This window comes from Pseudomonas sp. B21-056, from assembly GCF_026016325.1.
In the GTDB taxonomy this organism is placed as follows: domain Bacteria; phylum Pseudomonadota; class Gammaproteobacteria; order Pseudomonadales; family Pseudomonadaceae; genus Aquipseudomonas.
Window position 1 is genome coordinate 87,928 of the sequence record NZ_CP087203.1, and the last position, 17,146, is coordinate 105,073.

18 protein-coding genes are annotated in these 17,146 nt (G+C 56.9%); 8 read left to right on the forward strand and 10 right to left on the reverse strand.

What is annotated here, in order from left to right:
* Nucleotides 1–142: 142 nt before the first annotated feature.
* The 6 genes from hxsA2 (at nucleotide 143) to LOY67_RS00430 (ending at nucleotide 6,259) form a co-directional block, all read left to right on the forward strand.
* The gene (hxsA2, locus tag LOY67_RS00405) at nucleotides 143–448 is read left to right on the forward strand and encodes a His-Xaa-Ser repeat protein HxsA2 (RefSeq protein WP_139641547.1); all 306 of its coding nucleotides are present in this window, start codon (nucleotides 143–145) and stop codon (nucleotides 446–448) included.
* On the forward strand, nucleotides 448–753 hold the full coding sequence (gene hxsD, locus LOY67_RS00410; RefSeq protein ID WP_265065447.1) for a His-Xaa-Ser system protein HxsD: 306 nt from the start codon (nucleotides 448–450) through the stop codon (nucleotides 751–753). The genes hxsA2 and hxsD overlap by 1 nt, the downstream gene beginning before the upstream one ends.
* Nucleotides 746–2,203 carry a His-Xaa-Ser system radical SAM maturase HxsB gene (hxsB, locus tag LOY67_RS00415; RefSeq protein ID WP_265065448.1) on the forward strand — a complete coding sequence of 486 codons (1,458 nt, stop codon included), beginning with the start codon at nucleotides 746–748 and terminating at the stop codon, nucleotides 2,201–2,203. Before hxsD ends, hxsB begins: the two co-directional genes overlap by 8 nt.
* Nucleotides 2,197–3,360, forward strand: coding sequence for a His-Xaa-Ser system radical SAM maturase HxsC (gene hxsC / locus LOY67_RS00420; RefSeq protein ID WP_265065449.1), 1,164 nt, complete (start codon nucleotides 2,197–2,199; stop codon nucleotides 3,358–3,360). The genes hxsB and hxsC overlap by 7 nt, the downstream gene beginning before the upstream one ends.
* Nucleotides 3,361–3,429: 69 nt before the next feature.
* Nucleotides 3,430–5,565, forward strand: coding sequence for a DEAD/DEAH box helicase (locus tag LOY67_RS00425; RefSeq protein ID WP_265065450.1), 2,136 nt, complete (start codon nucleotides 3,430–3,432; stop codon nucleotides 5,563–5,565).
* The gene (locus tag LOY67_RS00430; protein WP_265065451.1) at nucleotides 5,558–6,259 is read left to right on the forward strand and encodes a DUF2290 domain-containing protein; all 702 of its coding nucleotides are present in this window, start codon (nucleotides 5,558–5,560) and stop codon (nucleotides 6,257–6,259) included. Before LOY67_RS00425 ends, LOY67_RS00430 begins: the two co-directional genes overlap by 8 nt.
* Nucleotides 6,260–6,448: 189 nt before the next feature.
* On the opposite strand, the gene LOY67_RS00435 is transcribed toward LOY67_RS00430, so the two are convergent.
* From LOY67_RS00435 to LOY67_RS00460, 6 genes are all read right to left on the reverse strand, one after another.
* Entirely contained in the window at nucleotides 6,449–6,814 is a 366-nt protein-coding gene (locus LOY67_RS00435) for a DUF6124 family protein (RefSeq protein WP_265065452.1), read from the reverse strand.
* Between the two features lie 611 nt (nucleotides 6,815–7,425).
* Complete coding sequence (locus tag LOY67_RS00440; protein ID WP_265065453.1) at nucleotides 7,426–8,061, reverse strand: SCO family protein; 636 nt, start codon at nucleotides 8,059–8,061, stop codon at nucleotides 7,426–7,428.
* Entirely contained in the window at nucleotides 8,058–8,957 is a 900-nt protein-coding gene (gene cyoE, locus LOY67_RS00445) for a heme o synthase (protein ID WP_265065454.1), read from the reverse strand. The genes LOY67_RS00440 and cyoE overlap by 4 nt, the downstream gene beginning before the upstream one ends.
* Nucleotides 8,945–10,024: a COX15/CtaA family protein gene (locus LOY67_RS00450; protein ID WP_265065455.1), complete on the reverse strand. Its 1,080-nt coding sequence runs from the start codon at nucleotides 10,022–10,024 to the stop codon at nucleotides 8,945–8,947. Before LOY67_RS00450 ends, cyoE begins: the two co-directional genes overlap by 13 nt.
* A 10-nt stretch (nucleotides 10,025–10,034) precedes the next feature.
* Nucleotides 10,035–10,628, reverse strand: coding sequence for a hypothetical protein (locus LOY67_RS00455; RefSeq protein ID WP_265065456.1), 594 nt, complete (start codon nucleotides 10,626–10,628; stop codon nucleotides 10,035–10,037).
* The gene (locus LOY67_RS00460; protein WP_265065457.1) at nucleotides 10,594–11,331 is read right to left on the reverse strand and encodes an SURF1 family protein; all 738 of its coding nucleotides are present in this window, start codon (nucleotides 11,329–11,331) and stop codon (nucleotides 10,594–10,596) included. Before LOY67_RS00460 ends, LOY67_RS00455 begins: the two co-directional genes overlap by 35 nt.
* Nucleotides 11,332–11,401: 70 nt before the next feature.
* Here LOY67_RS00460 and LOY67_RS00465 point away from each other — a divergent pair, with 70 nt between their 5' ends.
* Nucleotides 11,402–11,605, forward strand: a complete 204-nt coding sequence (locus LOY67_RS00465) for a twin transmembrane helix small protein (protein WP_265065458.1) — start codon at nucleotides 11,402–11,404, stop codon at nucleotides 11,603–11,605.
* A gap of 20 nt (nucleotides 11,606–11,625) precedes the next feature.
* On the opposite strand, the gene LOY67_RS00470 is transcribed toward LOY67_RS00465, so the two are convergent.
* The 4 genes from LOY67_RS00470 to coxB all read right to left on the reverse strand — a co-directional run bounded on the left by LOY67_RS00470 (nucleotide 11,626) and on the right by coxB (nucleotide 16,009).
* Nucleotides 11,626–12,513, reverse strand: coding sequence for a cytochrome c oxidase subunit 3 (locus tag LOY67_RS00470; protein WP_265065459.1), 888 nt, complete (start codon nucleotides 12,511–12,513; stop codon nucleotides 11,626–11,628).
* 24 nt (nucleotides 12,514–12,537) lie between these two features.
* Nucleotides 12,538–13,089, reverse strand: a complete 552-nt coding sequence (locus tag LOY67_RS00475; RefSeq protein WP_265065460.1) for a cytochrome c oxidase assembly protein — start codon at nucleotides 13,087–13,089, stop codon at nucleotides 12,538–12,540.
* Between the two features lie 117 nt (nucleotides 13,090–13,206).
* Nucleotides 13,207–14,799 (reverse strand): cytochrome c oxidase subunit I, encoded by a 1,593-nt coding sequence (gene ctaD, locus LOY67_RS00480; RefSeq protein WP_265065461.1) that lies wholly within the window; start codon nucleotides 14,797–14,799, stop codon nucleotides 13,207–13,209.
* An 82-nt stretch (nucleotides 14,800–14,881) separates the two neighbouring features.
* Entirely contained in the window at nucleotides 14,882–16,009 is a 1,128-nt protein-coding gene (coxB, locus tag LOY67_RS00485) for a cytochrome c oxidase subunit II (protein ID WP_265065462.1), read from the reverse strand.
* A 373-nt stretch (nucleotides 16,010–16,382) separates the two neighbouring features.
* On the opposite strand from coxB, the gene LOY67_RS00490 reads away from it, so the two are divergent.
* Nucleotides 16,383–17,033, forward strand: a complete 651-nt coding sequence (locus LOY67_RS00490) for a hypothetical protein (protein WP_265065463.1) — start codon at nucleotides 16,383–16,385, stop codon at nucleotides 17,031–17,033.
* Nucleotides 17,034–17,146: the final 113 nt, after the last annotated feature.

Consider the following 17,146-nt stretch of genomic DNA (forward strand, 5'->3'; position numbering starts at 1 on the left):
CCCTTTTCCTCTGTGGGGGATTCATAGCTGTGGGATGAGGTTTTTTGGAGATGTGGGCGCCAAAGTCGATTAATGGCACTTTGCCTCAAATCGAAACGCCTATATAGTGCTGGATAACCGCACTATTAACAGGGACGTTGAAATGAAAAAGCGCGATTTCCTGCTGCCCCTTGCCACTCTGACTGCCGCCGTAACCGCCAACCAAGCATCGGCCTCCGTTGCGATGACCAGCACCGATAAAGCAGATGAAAGCACCGCCCTTGAGAACCAAGTCGCGGCACTGCCAATCGTCAATGTTGGCGAGCAGATGGTCACCGGTCGCCAAGGCGATAACCTCTTCAGTTTTATCCTAAAGCGTGGTGAAGACGGCCAGATGGTCGCTGCCCACTATTCGCATAGCTCACACGCGTCCCACAGTTCTCACAGCTCGCATTATTCGAGCCGCTGATGGCCGGCCTCGCGGAGCTGACCTTCGACCGTCAGCTGTACGGAGCCGAAGCAATACAGAAGGCGGCATACCGTGCTATGCACGCCTTCACACTCGACTTGAAAGTCGACGGCGATAACATTCTCTGCACGCTGGTTGGCAATATCACAACTGAGCAGGAAGCCTTTGAGCGTGCCGTTGAAGAGTTCCGAAAGGACGTGCTCGACTATCAGTTGCGTGCGCAACTTCAGGCTGAAACCGCCCCTATCCGCAACCTCATAATAGGGCTGGCCTTCTCCAACGCCAGGCTGAACCCAAGTGAGTAAATTTCAGGGGCTGGATGCCTATATCCGGAGCGCCAAATACGAACTGCTGCCGTTCAAGTTCGACCGTCTTGAAGGTGATAACTACGTCATTACCAACATGACCGGCGAGTACCTGGAGGTGGCAAAGCCAGAGTTGCACGTTCTCCTCGCCAAAGATCTTGCAACGGAGCATCCACTTTTCGCATCGCTGCGCGCCAAGCATTTCATTCGCTATGCCGACGAGCAGGCGCCCCTTGATCTGCTCGCATTGAAACTGCGTACGAGACTCTCGCGACTGACAGGGTTCACCAGCTTGCACATCTTTGTGGTGACACTGCGCTGTGACCACAGCTGCCCCTATTGTCAGGTTTCGCGGCAAATGGATGGCGAAACTTCCTTCGACATGACGCCCGATATGGCGGACAAGGCTTTGGATTTCGTCTTCCGATCTCCCAATCCTGCGATCAAGATCGAGTTCCAGGGCGGCGAACCACTTTTGAATTTCGAAATGGTGCGCTACGTAGTAGAGGCTGCAAAGCGACGGAGCCTGGAGGAAAAGCGTGATCTTGAGTTCGTCATTGCTACCACGTTGTCGCTGCTCACCGACGACGTCCTCGCGTTCTGCCACGAGCACGACATTATTCTTTCGACGTCACTCGATGGCCCAGCAGACCTGCATAATGCAAATCGGCCACGCGTAGGTCGTGATAGTTTCGAACGCTTTGAAGCAGGCTTGGCCAAGGCTCGCAATGTCCTAGGCGTGGACAGAGTTAGCGCTCTGATGACAACCACTGACAAGAGCCTGCCTCGTGTCAGAGAGATCATCGACGAATACGTTCGACTGGGTTTCAACGGTATATTCCTGCGGGCGCTTTCTCCGTATGGCTTCGCCATAAAAACACGCAAATTCATGACCTACGATACGGAGCGCTGGCTGGAGTTCTACAAGGAAGGCCTCGCCTATATCCTTGAACTGAACAAGGCTGGCGTCCCTTTCGTTGAGCACTATGCATCCCTGATTCTCAAGAAGATGCTTACCAGCAATGACCCGGGTTACGTCGACCTGATGAATCCCGCAGGCGCCGGTATCGCCGCGATCGTCTTCAACTATGACGGTTCAGTCTATGCCTCTGACGAGAGTCGAATGCTTGCAGAGATGGGGGATCAGACGTTCCGATTGGGCGATATCCTGACTGACAGCTACGAAGACATCATTCTTTCCGATGTACTGCTTGATGCCTTGGAACAGTCGTTCACTCTGAGCGCGCCAATGTGTTCCGACTGCGCTTTTGAATCCTACTGCGGCGCCGAACCGGTGTTCCATCACGCCATATTCAAGGACGTTCTAGGTAGAAAGGCTGAGTCCTCGTTCTGCAAGCGGAACATGTCGATCTTCAAACACCTTATCGGCCTGATGAACTCAGACGCCTCTACTCGCCGCCTCTTCATGCAATGGGCTAACGCATGCTGAAACTCGCTGGGAAGGTCGGGCGAATCCAACTGGTCGAAGTCCGGGATCGTCCATTGTTACTGCAGGTCAGCACCAATCCGGCGTTCCCAATGGTGCTGCGGGCGACGCGAGCGTTCTTGGTTTCTGAACAGGAATTGCCTGAAGGCTACCTACATTATTTGATTCCCGAGGCTCTTGAACGGCGTGTGGAAGAACTGGAGGGGAAGAGCTCATTTACCTTACTGCCCAACGACTATCACTATCTCGGGCACGACGACATTATCCGCTTAGATGGGCAGGCGATTCGGGTGCTCTTCAGGGCTAATTCCGGACACAACTCGCTGCTGGTGACCGAGCAGTGCAACCACTACTGCCTGATGTGTTCTCAACCACCCAAGAACGTTGACGACAGCTGGATCCTCGATGAGCTCGAAGCACTCATTCCCCTGATCCCGAGGGAAACACCCGAGGTAGGGTTCTCAGGTGGAGAACCAACTCTGGCTGGGGCTCGATTCATCAATCTCATTCGGATGATGAAGTCCTACCTCCCCAGAACTGTCGTGCACGTACTCTCAAACGGGCGCACGTTTGCCGATGAGTCGTTTGCTCGCCAGTACGCAGAGATCGATCATCCCGACATCATGATCGGGATCCCGCTTTACTCTGATGATCCAAACTTGCATGACTACATCGTGCAGGCGCCTGGAGCATTTCACGAGACGGTCCAGGGGATACTCAATCTCAAGCGTCTGAACCAGAAGGTTGAAATTCGGATCGTTCTGCACAAGCAGTCGATCAGCCGCCTGCCGCAACTGTGCGAGTATATCGCACGGAACCTACTCTTCGTTGATCACGTGACGCTGATGGGATTGGAAATGATTGGCTTCACGCGGGCCAATCTGGAAGCCTTGTGGATCGACCCCGCAGACTACCGAGACGTTCTGAGCGAAGCTGTAGGTATTTTGGCTGCTTATCGAATGAACGTGTCTGTCTATAACCACCAGTTGTGCCTGGTGAACGACGACGTGCTCCCCTACTACCGAAAATCCATCAGCGATTGGAAGAATGAGTACGTGCCAGAGTGTGATGGCTGCGCACGTAAGTCTGAATGCGGTGGCTTCTTTTCTTCTGGTGTACGTAATGGATACAGCAGAGGTATTACCCCTTTTTTCCGATGATGGGTGAAAGGACCCGATTTACTATCTGAAATAATTCTGTCCCTTTTTCTATCCAAAGGACCATCTGGCATGGCAGTAGATATCCTAGTCACGACAGAAAGACTGCAAGACGATCCCCTTGGCAGAGATCTTATTGAATCGCTAAAAAATTCTGAAAGCGCTATAAACTCCTCACCTTCGGCGCTCTACTATGATTTTCCTGTTTATTCAGACTATGACGGCGTAGATCATAAGCCAGACATTTTGGTACTTAGCCGCAGTTGCGGGATTCTTGCCATCCAGGTGATTACTGCAATCCAGGCCGATCGTGATAGCACCAGCAGCCTATTAGCTGTAGATGATTCGCTTAATCAATTTTGTAGCATCCTAATAGGACGGCTATTAAAGAGTAAGGTATTAAGAAAGTCGCGTTCACAGCTTTCACTGAATGTCACGCCAATAATATTTTGCGACAGTAAATTAGCAAATAGGATTTTTGATTCTAGCGACTCTGAAATTGTCTCTTCAATGGAGTCGCTGACAGACCTAATTCAGAATCTTGAAGGAGAGCTTTTAGATACAGATGCATATGACGAAGCCCGCTCAGTAATTGAAGGTGCTAAAGCTCTCACCCGATCAAACAAGCGCTTAGTAGAAAACCCAGAGCTCCAGCGTGCGGCCAGTGCATTAGCTGAACTTGAATCTGAAATCGCAAACTTTGACCAAAAGCAGCGCTCTGCGGCCTTGATAACTATTAATGGTCCTCAACGGATACGAGGACTTGCCGGCTCCGGGAAAACTATCATTTTGGCGATGAAGGCCGCACACCTTCATATGAACAGACCAAATGACAAAATTCTCCTGACTTTTTATACAAAGAGCTTGAAATCTTCCATAAAAAATTTGGTTACCAAGTTTTATAGGCACTATAAAGAAGTTGACCCAGACTGGAACAACATCCACATATTGCATGGTTGGGGTGGTTCAAATACCAGCGGTGCCTATTCCGACGCTTGCTTACGCGCAGGGAGAACACCTCTTACCTTTGGTACCGCCCGCTCGGGGGCACCTGGTGGTATTGACCCATTTGAATTTGCATGCCAAGACCTGATGCAGAAAAGTAATATCGAAGAGTACTATGACCATATTCTCATCGATGAAGGGCAAGACTTTCCCGCTGCATTTTATGAGTTAGGTTTTCGGCTTGCGAAAGGCCATCGAGACAGAAAAAATATTGTTTGGGCGTACGACGACCTTCAAAACATCATGAAGGTGAGAATGCGAAGTGCCGTTGAATTGTTTGGGATAGATCAAGATGGTGAGCCGCGCATATCACTTGAGCGGGCAGCAATAGGCCTACCGTTTAAATTTACTAACGACACTGTACTTAGCAAATGCTATCGCAACCAGAGAGAGGTCCTCGTCACTGCTCACGCGCTTGGATTTGGAATCTATTCTAACATCGTACAATTACTTGAAAGTGCTGACCATTGGAAAGACGTCGGCTACGAAGTAACTTCTCCTAACTATGATGCCAACGCTAAAGTAGAAGTGGTGCGCCCTGCTGAAAACAGCCCAGTTACATTGAGCGGAGAAAAACTACCCGAGCTGATAAAGCAGTACAATGCCCAGTCAATGGATGATGAAACAGACTGGGTCGTAACCTCGATATCTGATTTTTTAGAGCAAGGCTTAAATCCGGAGGATATTATGATTGTTGCTCTGGATGATCGTCATATGAAGGGCTACTTTAAGGAACTGTCTTCGAAGCTGGCGCACCTTGGGATCGCGTCGAATAATATTCACGCAGATCCATATTCGGACCCACCCTTTACTATACCCAATAAGGTTACTCTCTCCACAATTTATCGTGCCAAAGGCAATGAGGCAGCTGTAGTATTCGTTATTGGCGTCGACGCCATCTCACTCAAAACGCGAGGAGATCGTAACAAGTTATTTACAGCACTTACACGTACGAAAGCGTGGCTTCGTGTCTCTGGAATGCAAGGGTCTACCAGTAAAATTATTCATGAGATGCATGAAGCAGAGAAAAACTTCCCTGCTTTACGTTTCACTATGCCTGATCTTTCCAAGCTCGATATGATCCAGCGAGATCTCGGTCAGCGCTCTATCAAAGCCAAAAAACTAAGAGCTGAGTATTTAGAAAGTCTTCGTCGTGAAGGATTGTCTGAAGAAGATGCCGACTTGGACTACGATGATGAATAGACAGGATATTCAGTCAGGAATCCACAAAAGTTGGAGTTTAGCGGATAAGCTTGGACTGGCTGCAGCATTTAGCAATCCAAACCTACTACCACTAAATGCTGAATTTCGAGACGCGATTCTTTCGGCAGATTGCACGTACATCGACGTCTATCTCGTAGCGATGAACTTATCCCATCACAATATTATTTTGTCTGACTATTCATACTTTCAATTCAGCATGGAGCGTGACGGTTACGTGCGCTACGCCTATTATCCCAATCCTTTTATTTCAGGAAAAGAATCAGACACCACGTCTTTCAAAAAGCTCACTGAGCTTTTTGAAAACGAGTTTATTTCCCATGAGCAGTATCTTAGCCTCCTAGACAGCAAGAAGAGCTTGAACGGAAAGCCTATGTGGAGATACGAGAACGCTCCTGATCAACGCAAGCGTTTTTTTCATCCGTGCTCACATTTTCATATTGGATTCCATTCTGAAAATCGCTGGCCACTAAAGAGAACTCTTACCCCTCTAGCCTTCTCAATGTTGGTTTTCAAACAATATTACGGAGAAGCTTGGAGGGCGTTCGGTGATGACGACGATCCTGAAATTGGCAACTCATTTGAGAGAGCATTGATCCGGGAGCGCCAAAACTGCCACATAGTTCCTGATGATCTATTCGAAAAAATAGAAGAACAGGCATTTTTCTTTTCCTAGCCTTTTGTCATAGAACGCTTCGAGCGTCCGCCATTGGTCGTCGCAGCTTTTGTTGAAAGGGCTGTGTGGGAGGTGAGGAACGGTTGCTGTTGGAAAATTTCTTATTTAGAGATAGTTCATCCACATCTATAGATGAACGCACCAAAACCCGGCGCAACGCGCCGGGTTTTGCCATTGGGATCCGTCTACCTACCGCCCCGGCTCCACATTATCCAACACCCGATTCGCCAACAACGAACTCAACTCAATCAACTGCTGAATCCCCAGCGCCACATGACGCCGTGACCCTTCCAGTTCGAAGGCGAGGTCACTAACCATGGCATCCGCCGAAGCCAAGGTTTCGGTGAGGTTGGCAAGCAAGCATTCATCATCAAGGTCTTTCACAACCGTAAATATCTGCCCCGGTTTGGGTTCCTCTTCCGCCTTCGCCGGTTTCGGTTTCAGATAAAAATCCAGCGCGCGCGTGGCGGCTTCGTCGAGCTTCTTGGCGTTGATGCCGGCGGTGTAGGGGGAGGTGGAGTCTGCTTCTGGTGGGTTCGGAGTTATTTTGAACATGGGTATGTCTTCCTCTAGTAGGGCCGCAACCATCTCGCTACTAAACAAAGGGGTGGCGGCTGTGCGCAGGTTAGTAGACCGGTGACATACCCAAACCGGCGCGCCCGAAGGCGCCATGCGCACAGCCACCATCGAGTGCAGGCAAATGCCTAACTGATGAGACTCATGCAACCGGGATGTCATCCGGGCTACTAAACCCGACCACTGATGGGCAGTGGCAGGAAAGACAATAGAGCCCAGGGACAAGGCGCACAAGCGGGCGGATTCTGGCGTAGTTGTAGGCAAAGGCGCAAGGATGCGTGGCTTGGGGGAGGGGTGTAGGTGGGGGCTGTAGGAGAGGGGATTTTTGGTGATGCGGGGGGCTTGTTTGGCTTTGGGGCTGGGGTGATTTCATCGCGAGCAGGCTCGCTCCCACAGGGGGCGGGGGCAGGAAGAGCCCGCCCTGAACCTAGCCGTCGCGTTGTGTCATGTTGATTGCATTGGGTTTGGAAAGGGGCTGCTGCGCAGCCCAGCGGGGATAAATCCCCTCGCCACAGGGAATCGCTAGCCACATGAATTGGTAAGCCATGATGAATTGGCATGGCTTACCTGGGCGGCATGGCCTGGGCGTGCTATTTGCGCTTCAGCATTTCCGGTAGCTGCGCGACCAGTTTCTGGTTGTTCAGCGGCGCACGGATGAAGCCGCGTTGGCTGCCGTCCGGGCCGATGACGGCGAGGTTGCCGCTGTGGTCGACGGTGTAGTTGGGTTTGCTGGTGTCGGCCGGGATGAAGGGGATGCTGACGGCGTTGGCGAGTTTTTGCAGGTCTTCAACCGACGAAGCGGTAAAGCCTTTGAACTGTGGATCGAAGTAGCCCAGATACTGCTTGAGCTGCTTGGGCGTGTCGCGGTTCGGGTCGACGCTCACCAGCACGATCTGCAACTTATCCATAGCCGCTGGCGGCAGTTCGCTTTTGATCTGGCGCAGTTGGGCGAGGGTGGTGGGGCAGATGTCTGGGCAGAAGGTATAGCCGAAGAACAGCAGGCTCCATTTGCCTTTCAATTCATTCACGGCCACGGACTGGCCGTCCTGGTCGGTCATTTTCACGTCTGGCAGGGTGCGGGCCTGGGGCAGGAGGATGATGCCGGCGTCGATCAGGCCCGTCGGGTCGCCCTGGCCTTTGCCGGACAGCACCTTGTTGATGGTCAGGCCGAGGATCAACGCGATCACGGCCGCGAGAATGAAGACGGTTTTCTGGGTTCGGGTCATAGGCTCAACAGTAAGTAATGGTCTACAAGCAGGGCAATGAACAGCAGGAACAAGTAGTAGATAGAGTACTTGAACGTGTTGATCGCCGCGTGCGGCCGACTGCCACGGTACAACACCACGGCCCATTGCAGAAAGCGCGCGCCGAGCGCGAGGGCGCACACCAGGTAGAGCAGCCCACTCATCTTGATCACGAAGGGCATCAGGCTCACCGCCAGCAGCACCAGGGTGTAGAGCAGGATATGGATCTTGGTGTAGTGCTCGCCATGGGTCACCGGCAGCATCGGGATGTCGGCCTTGGCGTATTCCTCCTTGCGGTGGATGGCCAGGGCCCAGAAGTGCGGCGGGGTCCAGGCGAAGATGATCAGCACCAGCAACAGCGGTTCGGCGCTGACGTGGCCGGTGGCGGCGACCCAACCCAGCAGCGGTGGTGCAGCGCCGGCCAGGCCGCCGATGACGATGTTCTGCGGCGTCGCTCGTTTGAGGAAACCGGTGTAGATCACCGCATAGCCCAGCAGTGAGGCCAAGGTCAGCCAGGCTGTCAGTGGGTTGGTGAACGCTAGGAGCAGCGCCTGGCCGATCACCGCCAGGGCCAGGGCGAAGGTCAGTGCGGCGGCCGGGGAGACGCGGCCTTCGGCCAAGGGGCGTTTGTGGGTGCGGGCCATGACGGCGTCGATGCGCCGGTCCACCACGTGGTTCACCGCCGCCGCGCCGCCGGCACACAAGGCAATGCCCAGGTTGCCGAACACCAGCACCGTCCACGGCACGCCGGCGCGGGTGGCGAGGAACATGCCGACCAGCGAGGTGATCAGCATCAGCACCACCACTTTCGGCTTGGTCAGCTCCAGATAGTCGCGCCAGATCGCCTGGCTGTGACGTGCACCGGTCAGGGTTGCCATGGCATCTCTCCTTTTATTGTGATGGGGCTGGCGCCGTGTTTATGCGGGGTGAACCGCCAGCGCAGCGGGACTTGATGCTTGACCCGGACCAGGCTGGTGCGGGCGTGATAATTGACCAGCACCAAGGTCAGCAACAGCGCTGCGCCCCCGGCGTTGTGAGCGACGGCCACGGGCAGCGGCAGGTGAAACAGCACGTTGCTGATGCCCAGGGTGATTTGCGCCGCCAGTGCCGCCAGCAACAGGCCGGCCAGGCGGGTCATGCCCACCGCTTTCAACTGCCAGGCCAGGCCCAGCAGCACCAGGGTCACCAGCAACGCGCCGATCCGGTGGGTCAGGTGAATGGCGGTGCGGGCGTCGCTGTCGAGCTGGCCGCCCAGGTAGTTCGGGCCGATGTGTTGGGTCAGGTGGAAGCCATTGGCGAAGTCCGCCGGGGGCAGCCATTGGCCGTGACAGGTCGGGAAGTCGATGCAGGCCACCGCAGCGTAATTGGAACTGACCCAGCCACCGAGGGCGATCTGGCCGATCACCAGCAGCAACCCGGCGGTGGCCCAATGTTGCAGGCGCTTGGGCACGGTCAGCGCCGGTAATACGCCGGACAGTCGCAGGGTCAGCAGGAACAACAGGCTCAAGGTGGCGAAGCCGCCCAACAGATGCCCGGTGACCACTTGCGGCCAGAGCTTGAGGGTCACGGTCCACATGCCAAATGCCGCTTGGGCGAAGACCACGGCCAGCAGGAACAACGGCAACTTCACCGGCTGGCCCGGGCGGTGGCGGTTCATCCAGGTCCGTGCTGCCAACGCCACGATCATCAGGCCCAGGGTCCCGGCAAAGTAGCGATGGACCATCTCGTTCCAGCCCTTGTGGGCTTCCACCGGGGTATCGGGAAAATGCAGTTCGGCATGGGCCAGTTGGGCTTCGCTCTTGGGCACGCTGATGAAGCCGTAGCAGCCGGGCCAGTCCGGGCAGCCGAGGCCGGCGTGGGTCAGGCGGGTGTAGGCGCCCAGCAATACGACGATCAGTGCCAGCAGCGTGGCAAACAGCGCAAGGCGAAATCCTGGTTTGGCCATGTCGATGCCCTCATCCGATGTTCGACAGTTTCAGCAGGTGCCGCAGGTCGTTGAGCAGGTCCTTGCCCTTGACCCGGGCGTCGTAGCGCAGCACCAGGTTGCTGTGCGGATCGATGATCCACAGCTGCGCGCCGTCGGTGTTCTGGACGTCTTTCTGATAGACCGGCAGGTCCAGCGGGTAGCGTTGCAGTTGGGGGTATTCGCGCTGCAGTTGAGCGTCGTATTCGGCGTCCAGTGGTCGGGCGATTGCCAGGGCATGGCTGGCGCGGGAAGCGTCGCGACCGAGGCCGATCTGCACCTGGCGGGCCAGGTATACCAGTTGCCGGCAGTCCACCGAGCATTCCTTCGGTGCCGTGACGAGGATCTGCCAGCGCTGCTCGTCGGCCTGCACGCCGATCTCGGCGCGGGTCTGACCGGTGCCGATCAGTTCGCCGTGATAGCTGCGGCTGTCCGGCACCCAGAACTGGAATTTGTACATGCCGGTGGCGAGGATCATTGGGCCGATCACCCCGAGCACGATCAGCAGCAATTGCAGGCGCCCCTTGCGACGGCTGTGCGCCGAGGGTGCCTCAGACGTGTTGGTTGGATTCATGGCGCTTCCCATGGTGTCTCCCTGCGTTATGCCATCCGAGATAAAGAAAAAGGCCGAACAGCGCCGCCGCCATGGCGAACCACTGCACGGCATAACCGAGGTGTTTTTCCGGGCCCATGCTCACCACCGGCCAATCGGTGCGATAAGCGCCGGGGCCGCTTTGTTGGCGTAATTCGTAGGCGAAACCGTTGCGATCCAGCTCGGCCCAGAGCTTGGCCGGCTCGATGGCGGTGACCAGGCGTGGCCACGGTGCGCCAGTCGGGTCGGCGTGGAGCTGGAACGTGGCGCCCGGTGCAACGTAGACCCAGGCCTGCAAGCTCACGGGTTGTTCGGGGGTGTCGAAGACCGGCGGGGTGCGGCGGTCGGGCCAGGGCAGCCAGCCGCGATTGACCAGCAGCCACTGCCCGGTCCGGTGGTCGAGAAAGGGTTGCAGCACTTCGACGCCGACCTTGCCGTCATGCTGGCGGTTGTCCAGCAGGATGCTGTGTTCGGCGTCGAACTGACCGTTTAGCAGCACCGGTCGAAAGGCCGGATCCGCCGTCTCTTGCAGTTCGGCGCTGTCCATCGGCGGCGCCACCCGACGCTCCGCATAGTTCGCCATGAGCACGCGCTTCTGTTCGCCCCGGCTCAATTGCCAGAAGCCCAGGCACACCATGACCGGCACCAGGATGGCCACCACCAGTGACGGCACGATGCCCGGCCGGAAGCCTTTCATGGTGCCGCCCGAAAGTCATCGAACGGGAAAGCTATACTCACGTGCATCGCGTCCCCCCGGAGTGTCCCTGATGCTTAAAGCAGCCATCGTCCTGATGCTGATCGCCACGATTGTCAGCCTGTTCAGCGGCCTGTTTTTTCTGGTCAAGGACGAGAGCGATTCCAATCGCCTGATGATCGCCCTGGCGGTTCGGGTCAGCCTGGCCGCTGTCACCGTCGGCTTGATCGCCTGGGGCTTCTTCAGCGGCCAGTTGGTGTCCCATGCGCCTTGGTAAAAAGCACCTTGTAAGGCGCGCTAGAGCACGTAGACGAAGATGAACAAGCCGATCCACACCACATCGACGAAGTGCCAGTACCAGCTCGCCGCCTCGAAGCCGAACTGATGCTCGTTGTCGAAGTGCCCGCGCATGATGCGCATCAGCATGACGAACAGGATGATCGTGCCGATGGTGACGTGGGCACCGTGGAAACCGGTGAGCATGAAGAACGTCGCGCCGTAGACACCCGAGCCGAGGGTCAGGCCCAGTTCCTTGTAGGCGTGGATGTATTCTTCGGCCTGGAAGCCAAGGAACGCGCAACCCAGTAGCACGGTGATTGCCAGCCACAGTTTCAGCGCGCCACGGTGGCCTTTTTTCAGGGCATGGTGGGCGATGGTGACCGTGACGCTGGAGCTGACCAGCAACACGGTGTTGAGCAGTGGCAAACCCCAGGGGCTGATGACTTCCTTGGGCGCGGGGAACAGTTTCGGGTCGGGGTTGTTCAGCAAGGGCCAGGTGAACTGGAAGTTCGGCCAGAGCATATGGGCCAGGCCCTTGGTGCCTTCGCCGCCCAGGGCCGGCGCCGAGATGTGGCGCACGTAGAACAGCGCACCGAAGAAGGCGATGAAGAACATCACCTCGGAAAAGATGAACCAGCTCATGCCCCAGCGAAACGAACGGTCGAGCTGTGGGCTGTACAGCCCGGCGCGGCTTTCCTTGACCACCGCGCCGAACCAGCCGAACAGCATGTAGGCCACCAGCAGGCCGCCGACGAAGAAGATCAGCGGGCCGTGGGATTCCGGTCGGGCCGCCTTCAGGTCGTTGAACCAGGTCGCCAGGCCATACACCGTGACGAACATCCCGACTGTGGCGATGATCGGCCATTTGCTCTGGGCCGGAACGTAATAGTGTTCGTGAGTTGCCATTTATTGTTCTCCTTATCGGGCACGCTATCGTTCAGTGTTTTGAGCCACCGGTGGATGACGAGCGGTGATATCGAACAGCGTGTAGGACAGCGTCAGGTGCTTCACATCCTTGGGCATGTCCCGGTCGACGATGAAGCGCATGGGCATTTCGATCCGTTCACCGGGTTGCAGCACTTGCTGGGTAAAACAAAAACACTCGGTCTTGTGGAAATACGCCGCCGCGGTGCTCGGCGCGATGCTGGGCACGGCCTGGGCGCTCATCGGCCGGTCGGTGGGGTTGTGGGCCACGAAGACCATCTCGTTCACCGCGCCCGGCTGCACCACCAACTGATCGCCCTTGGGGTAGAAATCCCAGGGCATGTCCACCGCATTGGTCGACAGGAACTGCACGCGAACCTGCCGCGACGCATCGGCCACCTGCTCGCCCTCGTACTGCCCGGCGGTCTTGCCGTTGATGCCGAACGCCTTGCACATCACATCGTAGATCGGCACCAGGGCAAAGCCGAAGACGAACATCGCCACCACCACGATCAGCAGGCGGGTGACCAGTTTCTTCATCGAGATGGAATCAGCCATGGTTCCCAACCTCCCCAGCAACCCCTGTGGGAGCGAGCCTGCTCGCGATAGCGGTGCATCTGGCACACCGAGTCGCGTCTATCGCGAGCAGGCTCGCTCCCACAAGGGCAACCGTGTTCATTTCACTTCCGGCGGCGTAGTAAAGGTGTGATACGGCGCCGGCGACGGCACGCTCCACTCCAGCCCTTCGGCGCCATCCCACGGCTTGGCCGGTGCTGGCGGGCCGCCACGGATGGTCTTGATCACGATGAACAGGAAGAAGATCTGCGTGGTGCCGAACATGAACGCGCCGATGGACGAAACCATGTTGAAGTCGGCGAATTGCAGGTTGTAGTCGGGAATCCGCCGGGGCATGCCGGCAAGGCCGACGAAGTGCATCGGGAAGAACGCCATGTTCATCCCGATGAACGACAGCCAGAAATGCAGCTTGCCGAGGGTTTCGTCATACATGTGGCCGGTCCATTTCGGCAGCCAGTAGTAGGCCGAGGCGAAGATCCCGAAGATCGCGCCGGGCACCAGCACGTAGTGGAAATGCGCGACCACGAAGTAGGTGTCCTGGTACTGGAAGTCCGCCGGGGCGATGGCCAGCATCAGCCCGGAGAAACCACCGATGGAGAACAGGATCACGAAGGCCACGGCAAACAACATCGGCGTCTCGAAGGTCAGCGAGCCCTGCCACATGGTGCTGGCCCAGTTGAATACCTTCACCCCGGTGGGCACGGCGATCAGCAGGGTGGCGTACATGAAGAACAGCTCGCCCACCAGCGGAATGCCCACCACGAACATGTGGTGCGCCCAGACGATGAACGACAGGAACGCAATGGCTGCCGTGGCGTAGACCATCGAGGTGTAGCCGAACAGCGGCTTGCGCGAAAACGCCGGGATGATCGAGCTGACGGCACCGAAGGCCGGCAGGATCATGATGTACACCTCGGGGTGGCCGAAGAACCAGAACACGTGCTGGAACAGCACCGGGTCACCACCGCCGGCGGCACTGAAGAAGCTGGTGCCGAAGTGGATGTCCATCAGCATCATCGTCACGCAGCCGGCCAGCACCGGCATCACCGCGATCAGCAGGAACGCGGTGATCAGCCAGGTCCAGACGAACAGCGGCATTTTCATCAGCGTCATGCCGGGGGCGCGCAGGTTGAGGATGGTGGCGATCACGTTGATCGCGCCCATTATCGAACTGATCCCCATCAGGTGGATGGCGAAGATGAAGAACGTCACGCTTTCCGGCGCATAGGTGGTGGACAGCGGGGCATAGAAGGTCCAACCGAAGTTCGGCCCGCCGCCCGCGGTGAACAGCGTGGATACCAGCAGCAGGAATGCCGCCGGTAACAGCCAGAAGCTGAAGTTGTTCATGCGCGGCAGGGCCATGTCCGGCGCGCCGATCATCAACGGGATCATCCAGTTGGCGAGGCCGACGAAGGCCGGCATCACCGCGCCGAACACCATCACCAGGCCATGCATGGTGGTCATCTGGTTGAAGAATTCCGGCTGCACGATCTGCAGGCCGGGCTGGAACAACTCGGCGCGGATCACCATGGCGAACGAGCCGCCGAGCAGGAACATGGAGAAGGCGAACCACAGGTACAGCGTGCCGATATCCTTGTGGTTGGTGGTCAGTACCCAGCGCATCAGGCCCTTGGCGGGGCCGTGGGCGTGGTCGGCGCCGGCATGACCGTGGTCATCGATCACAGCACTCATGTCCTGTCTCCTTCGAACGAATGGGCTGGACGGCGCGGGGCGGTGAGCCCCGACCGGTTGCGGGAAAACGCTTCAGGCCGGCTCATTTGCTTTCCGCCTGTTTGAGTTCCAGCACTTCTTTAGGCGTGACCATGTCGCCCTTGTTGTTGCCCCAGGCGTTACGTTCATAGGTCACGACGGCGGCGATATCGACTTCCGACAATTGTTTGCCGAACGCGGCCATGGCGGTCCCCGGTTTGCCGTGGAAGACCAGGCTCAGGTGATCAGCCTTAGGCCCAGTGGCAATCTTCGAGCCCTTGAGTGCCGGGAACATCGGCGGCAGGCCCTGGCCTTCTGCCTGGTGACAGGCCACGCAGGTGGTGTGGTAGATCTTGTCGCCACGTTCCTTGAGTTCTTCGAGGGTCCATTCCTTGCTGGTCAGCTCCTTGAGCTGTGCGGCTTCGGCCTTGCGTTCGGCCAGCCATTTTTCGTAGTCGGGCTTGCTCTTGACCTCGACCACGATCGGCATGAACCCGTGGTCCTTGCCGCACAGCTCGGCGCATTGGCCGCGATACAGGCCGGGCTTGTCGACCCGGGTCCAGGCTTCGTTGACGAAGCCGGGAATCGCGTCGCGCTTGACCGCGAAGGCCGGTACCCACCAGGAGTGGATCACGTCGGCCGAGGTCACCAGAAAGCGCACCTTGGCGTCGACCGGCAGCACCAGCGGCTTGTCGACTTCCAGCAGGTAATGTTCGCCCTTGGCGCTCTGGTTATGGATCTGTTCGGCGGGTGTGGCCAGGTTGCTGAAGAACTCGACGTCCTGGCCCAGGTATTTGTAATGCCACTTCCATTGATACCCGGTGACCTGGATATCGATGTCCGACTCGCTGGAGTCGTACATTTTGATCAGTGTGGCGGTGGCGGGAATCGCCATGGCCACCAGGATCACGAAGGGCACGATGGTCCAGAGGATCTCGACGCGGGTGTTTTCGTGGAAGTGGGCCGCGTTCTGGCCGGTCGAGCGGCGGTGCATCATCATCGACCAGAACATGGCGCCGAAGACGATGAGGCCGATCACTACACAGATCCAGAAGATGGTCATGTGCAGGTCGAATACTGCGTGGCTGATCTGTGTCGCTCCAGGCGCCATATTCACAGTCCAGGCCGCTTGCGCCTGGCTGAAAATCGAACACAACAGGAGGCCCATCCAAACATGTGGATGTCGCGTCATTGCGGGTTCCCCTTATCGTTCTTGTTATCCCGTAGGCATAAAGCCTGCGGCAAGGAGAGCGGCTACATCAGACTACGAACTCGAACCGCCATGCCTTGCTGCCGTACATCGGGTTCATCAGCTAACTCCATTCAAAACCGAGTATAGACAGCGACTGCAACCTCGCAACGCGATGGCGTAAATCGTTTGAAACAGACGGGACTTGCGCTGGAGGCCGCGAATGGAGAAGGATGCGAAACCAGATGATGGCAAACCGATATAACAGCGATGCATCAAGGAAGAAGCAGTTATGACAAATAGGTCTTAGGCGTGTTTATTCGCCAGCTAAGTTATGTCTTCCCTATTTCATTGCCTTTGTTTTCCTGGAGTTGTCATGAACACCGCCGCATTGCGCGAGCAGATCCAAAAAGCCCAACAACACGAAGCCGAGACCGGCCAGTTGGCCCGTCAGTTGGAAAGCCAGTTACCGCACCTGCACCGGGCTATCCAATTGCCAGAGGCGAACGCCAACGACGTGCTGGCGCGGTTTGTCGCCGCCTACATCGACGAAGTCCCCGACCTGCTGGATGCCGCCAACGAGGTCGCCAGGGAGGCGGGCATCGAGCCGCAGATCAAACCGGTGCTGAAAATCGCCGAGCAGTATTTCCTCCAGCCGCCGACGATCATGGCCGGCCATGTCGGGCTCGACAGCCTGCTGGACGAAGCCTACCTGGCGCATCGATTTGTCGAAGAGGTCAATGACCTGTACATCAAGCATTTCGGCCAGCCATTGATCCCCCTGGACATGACGGTCGCCAATCTGATTGCCCACCAGCTGATCGGCGAAGCCTTTGCCAACCAGCTCGATGAAGTGGTGCATCACGCCTTTGATGAGATGCTCAACGAAGAGACGTTTGCCTTGGAGTCGGTAGAAACCTACCGCGAGAAACTCAGCAGCCCGAACACCGGTGCGGCCTGGAAACGCTGGCCATGCATGTCGCGGCGCTTGGGCGTCGGGCTGGAGCTGGATCAGCCGGCGGCTTGATTCTGGCTGATTGGCACCAAACCCTTGTGGGAGCGAGCTTGCTCGCGATAGCGGTGTATCAGGTAACGAAAATGCTATCTGACGCACCGCTATCGCGAGCAAGCTCGCTCCCA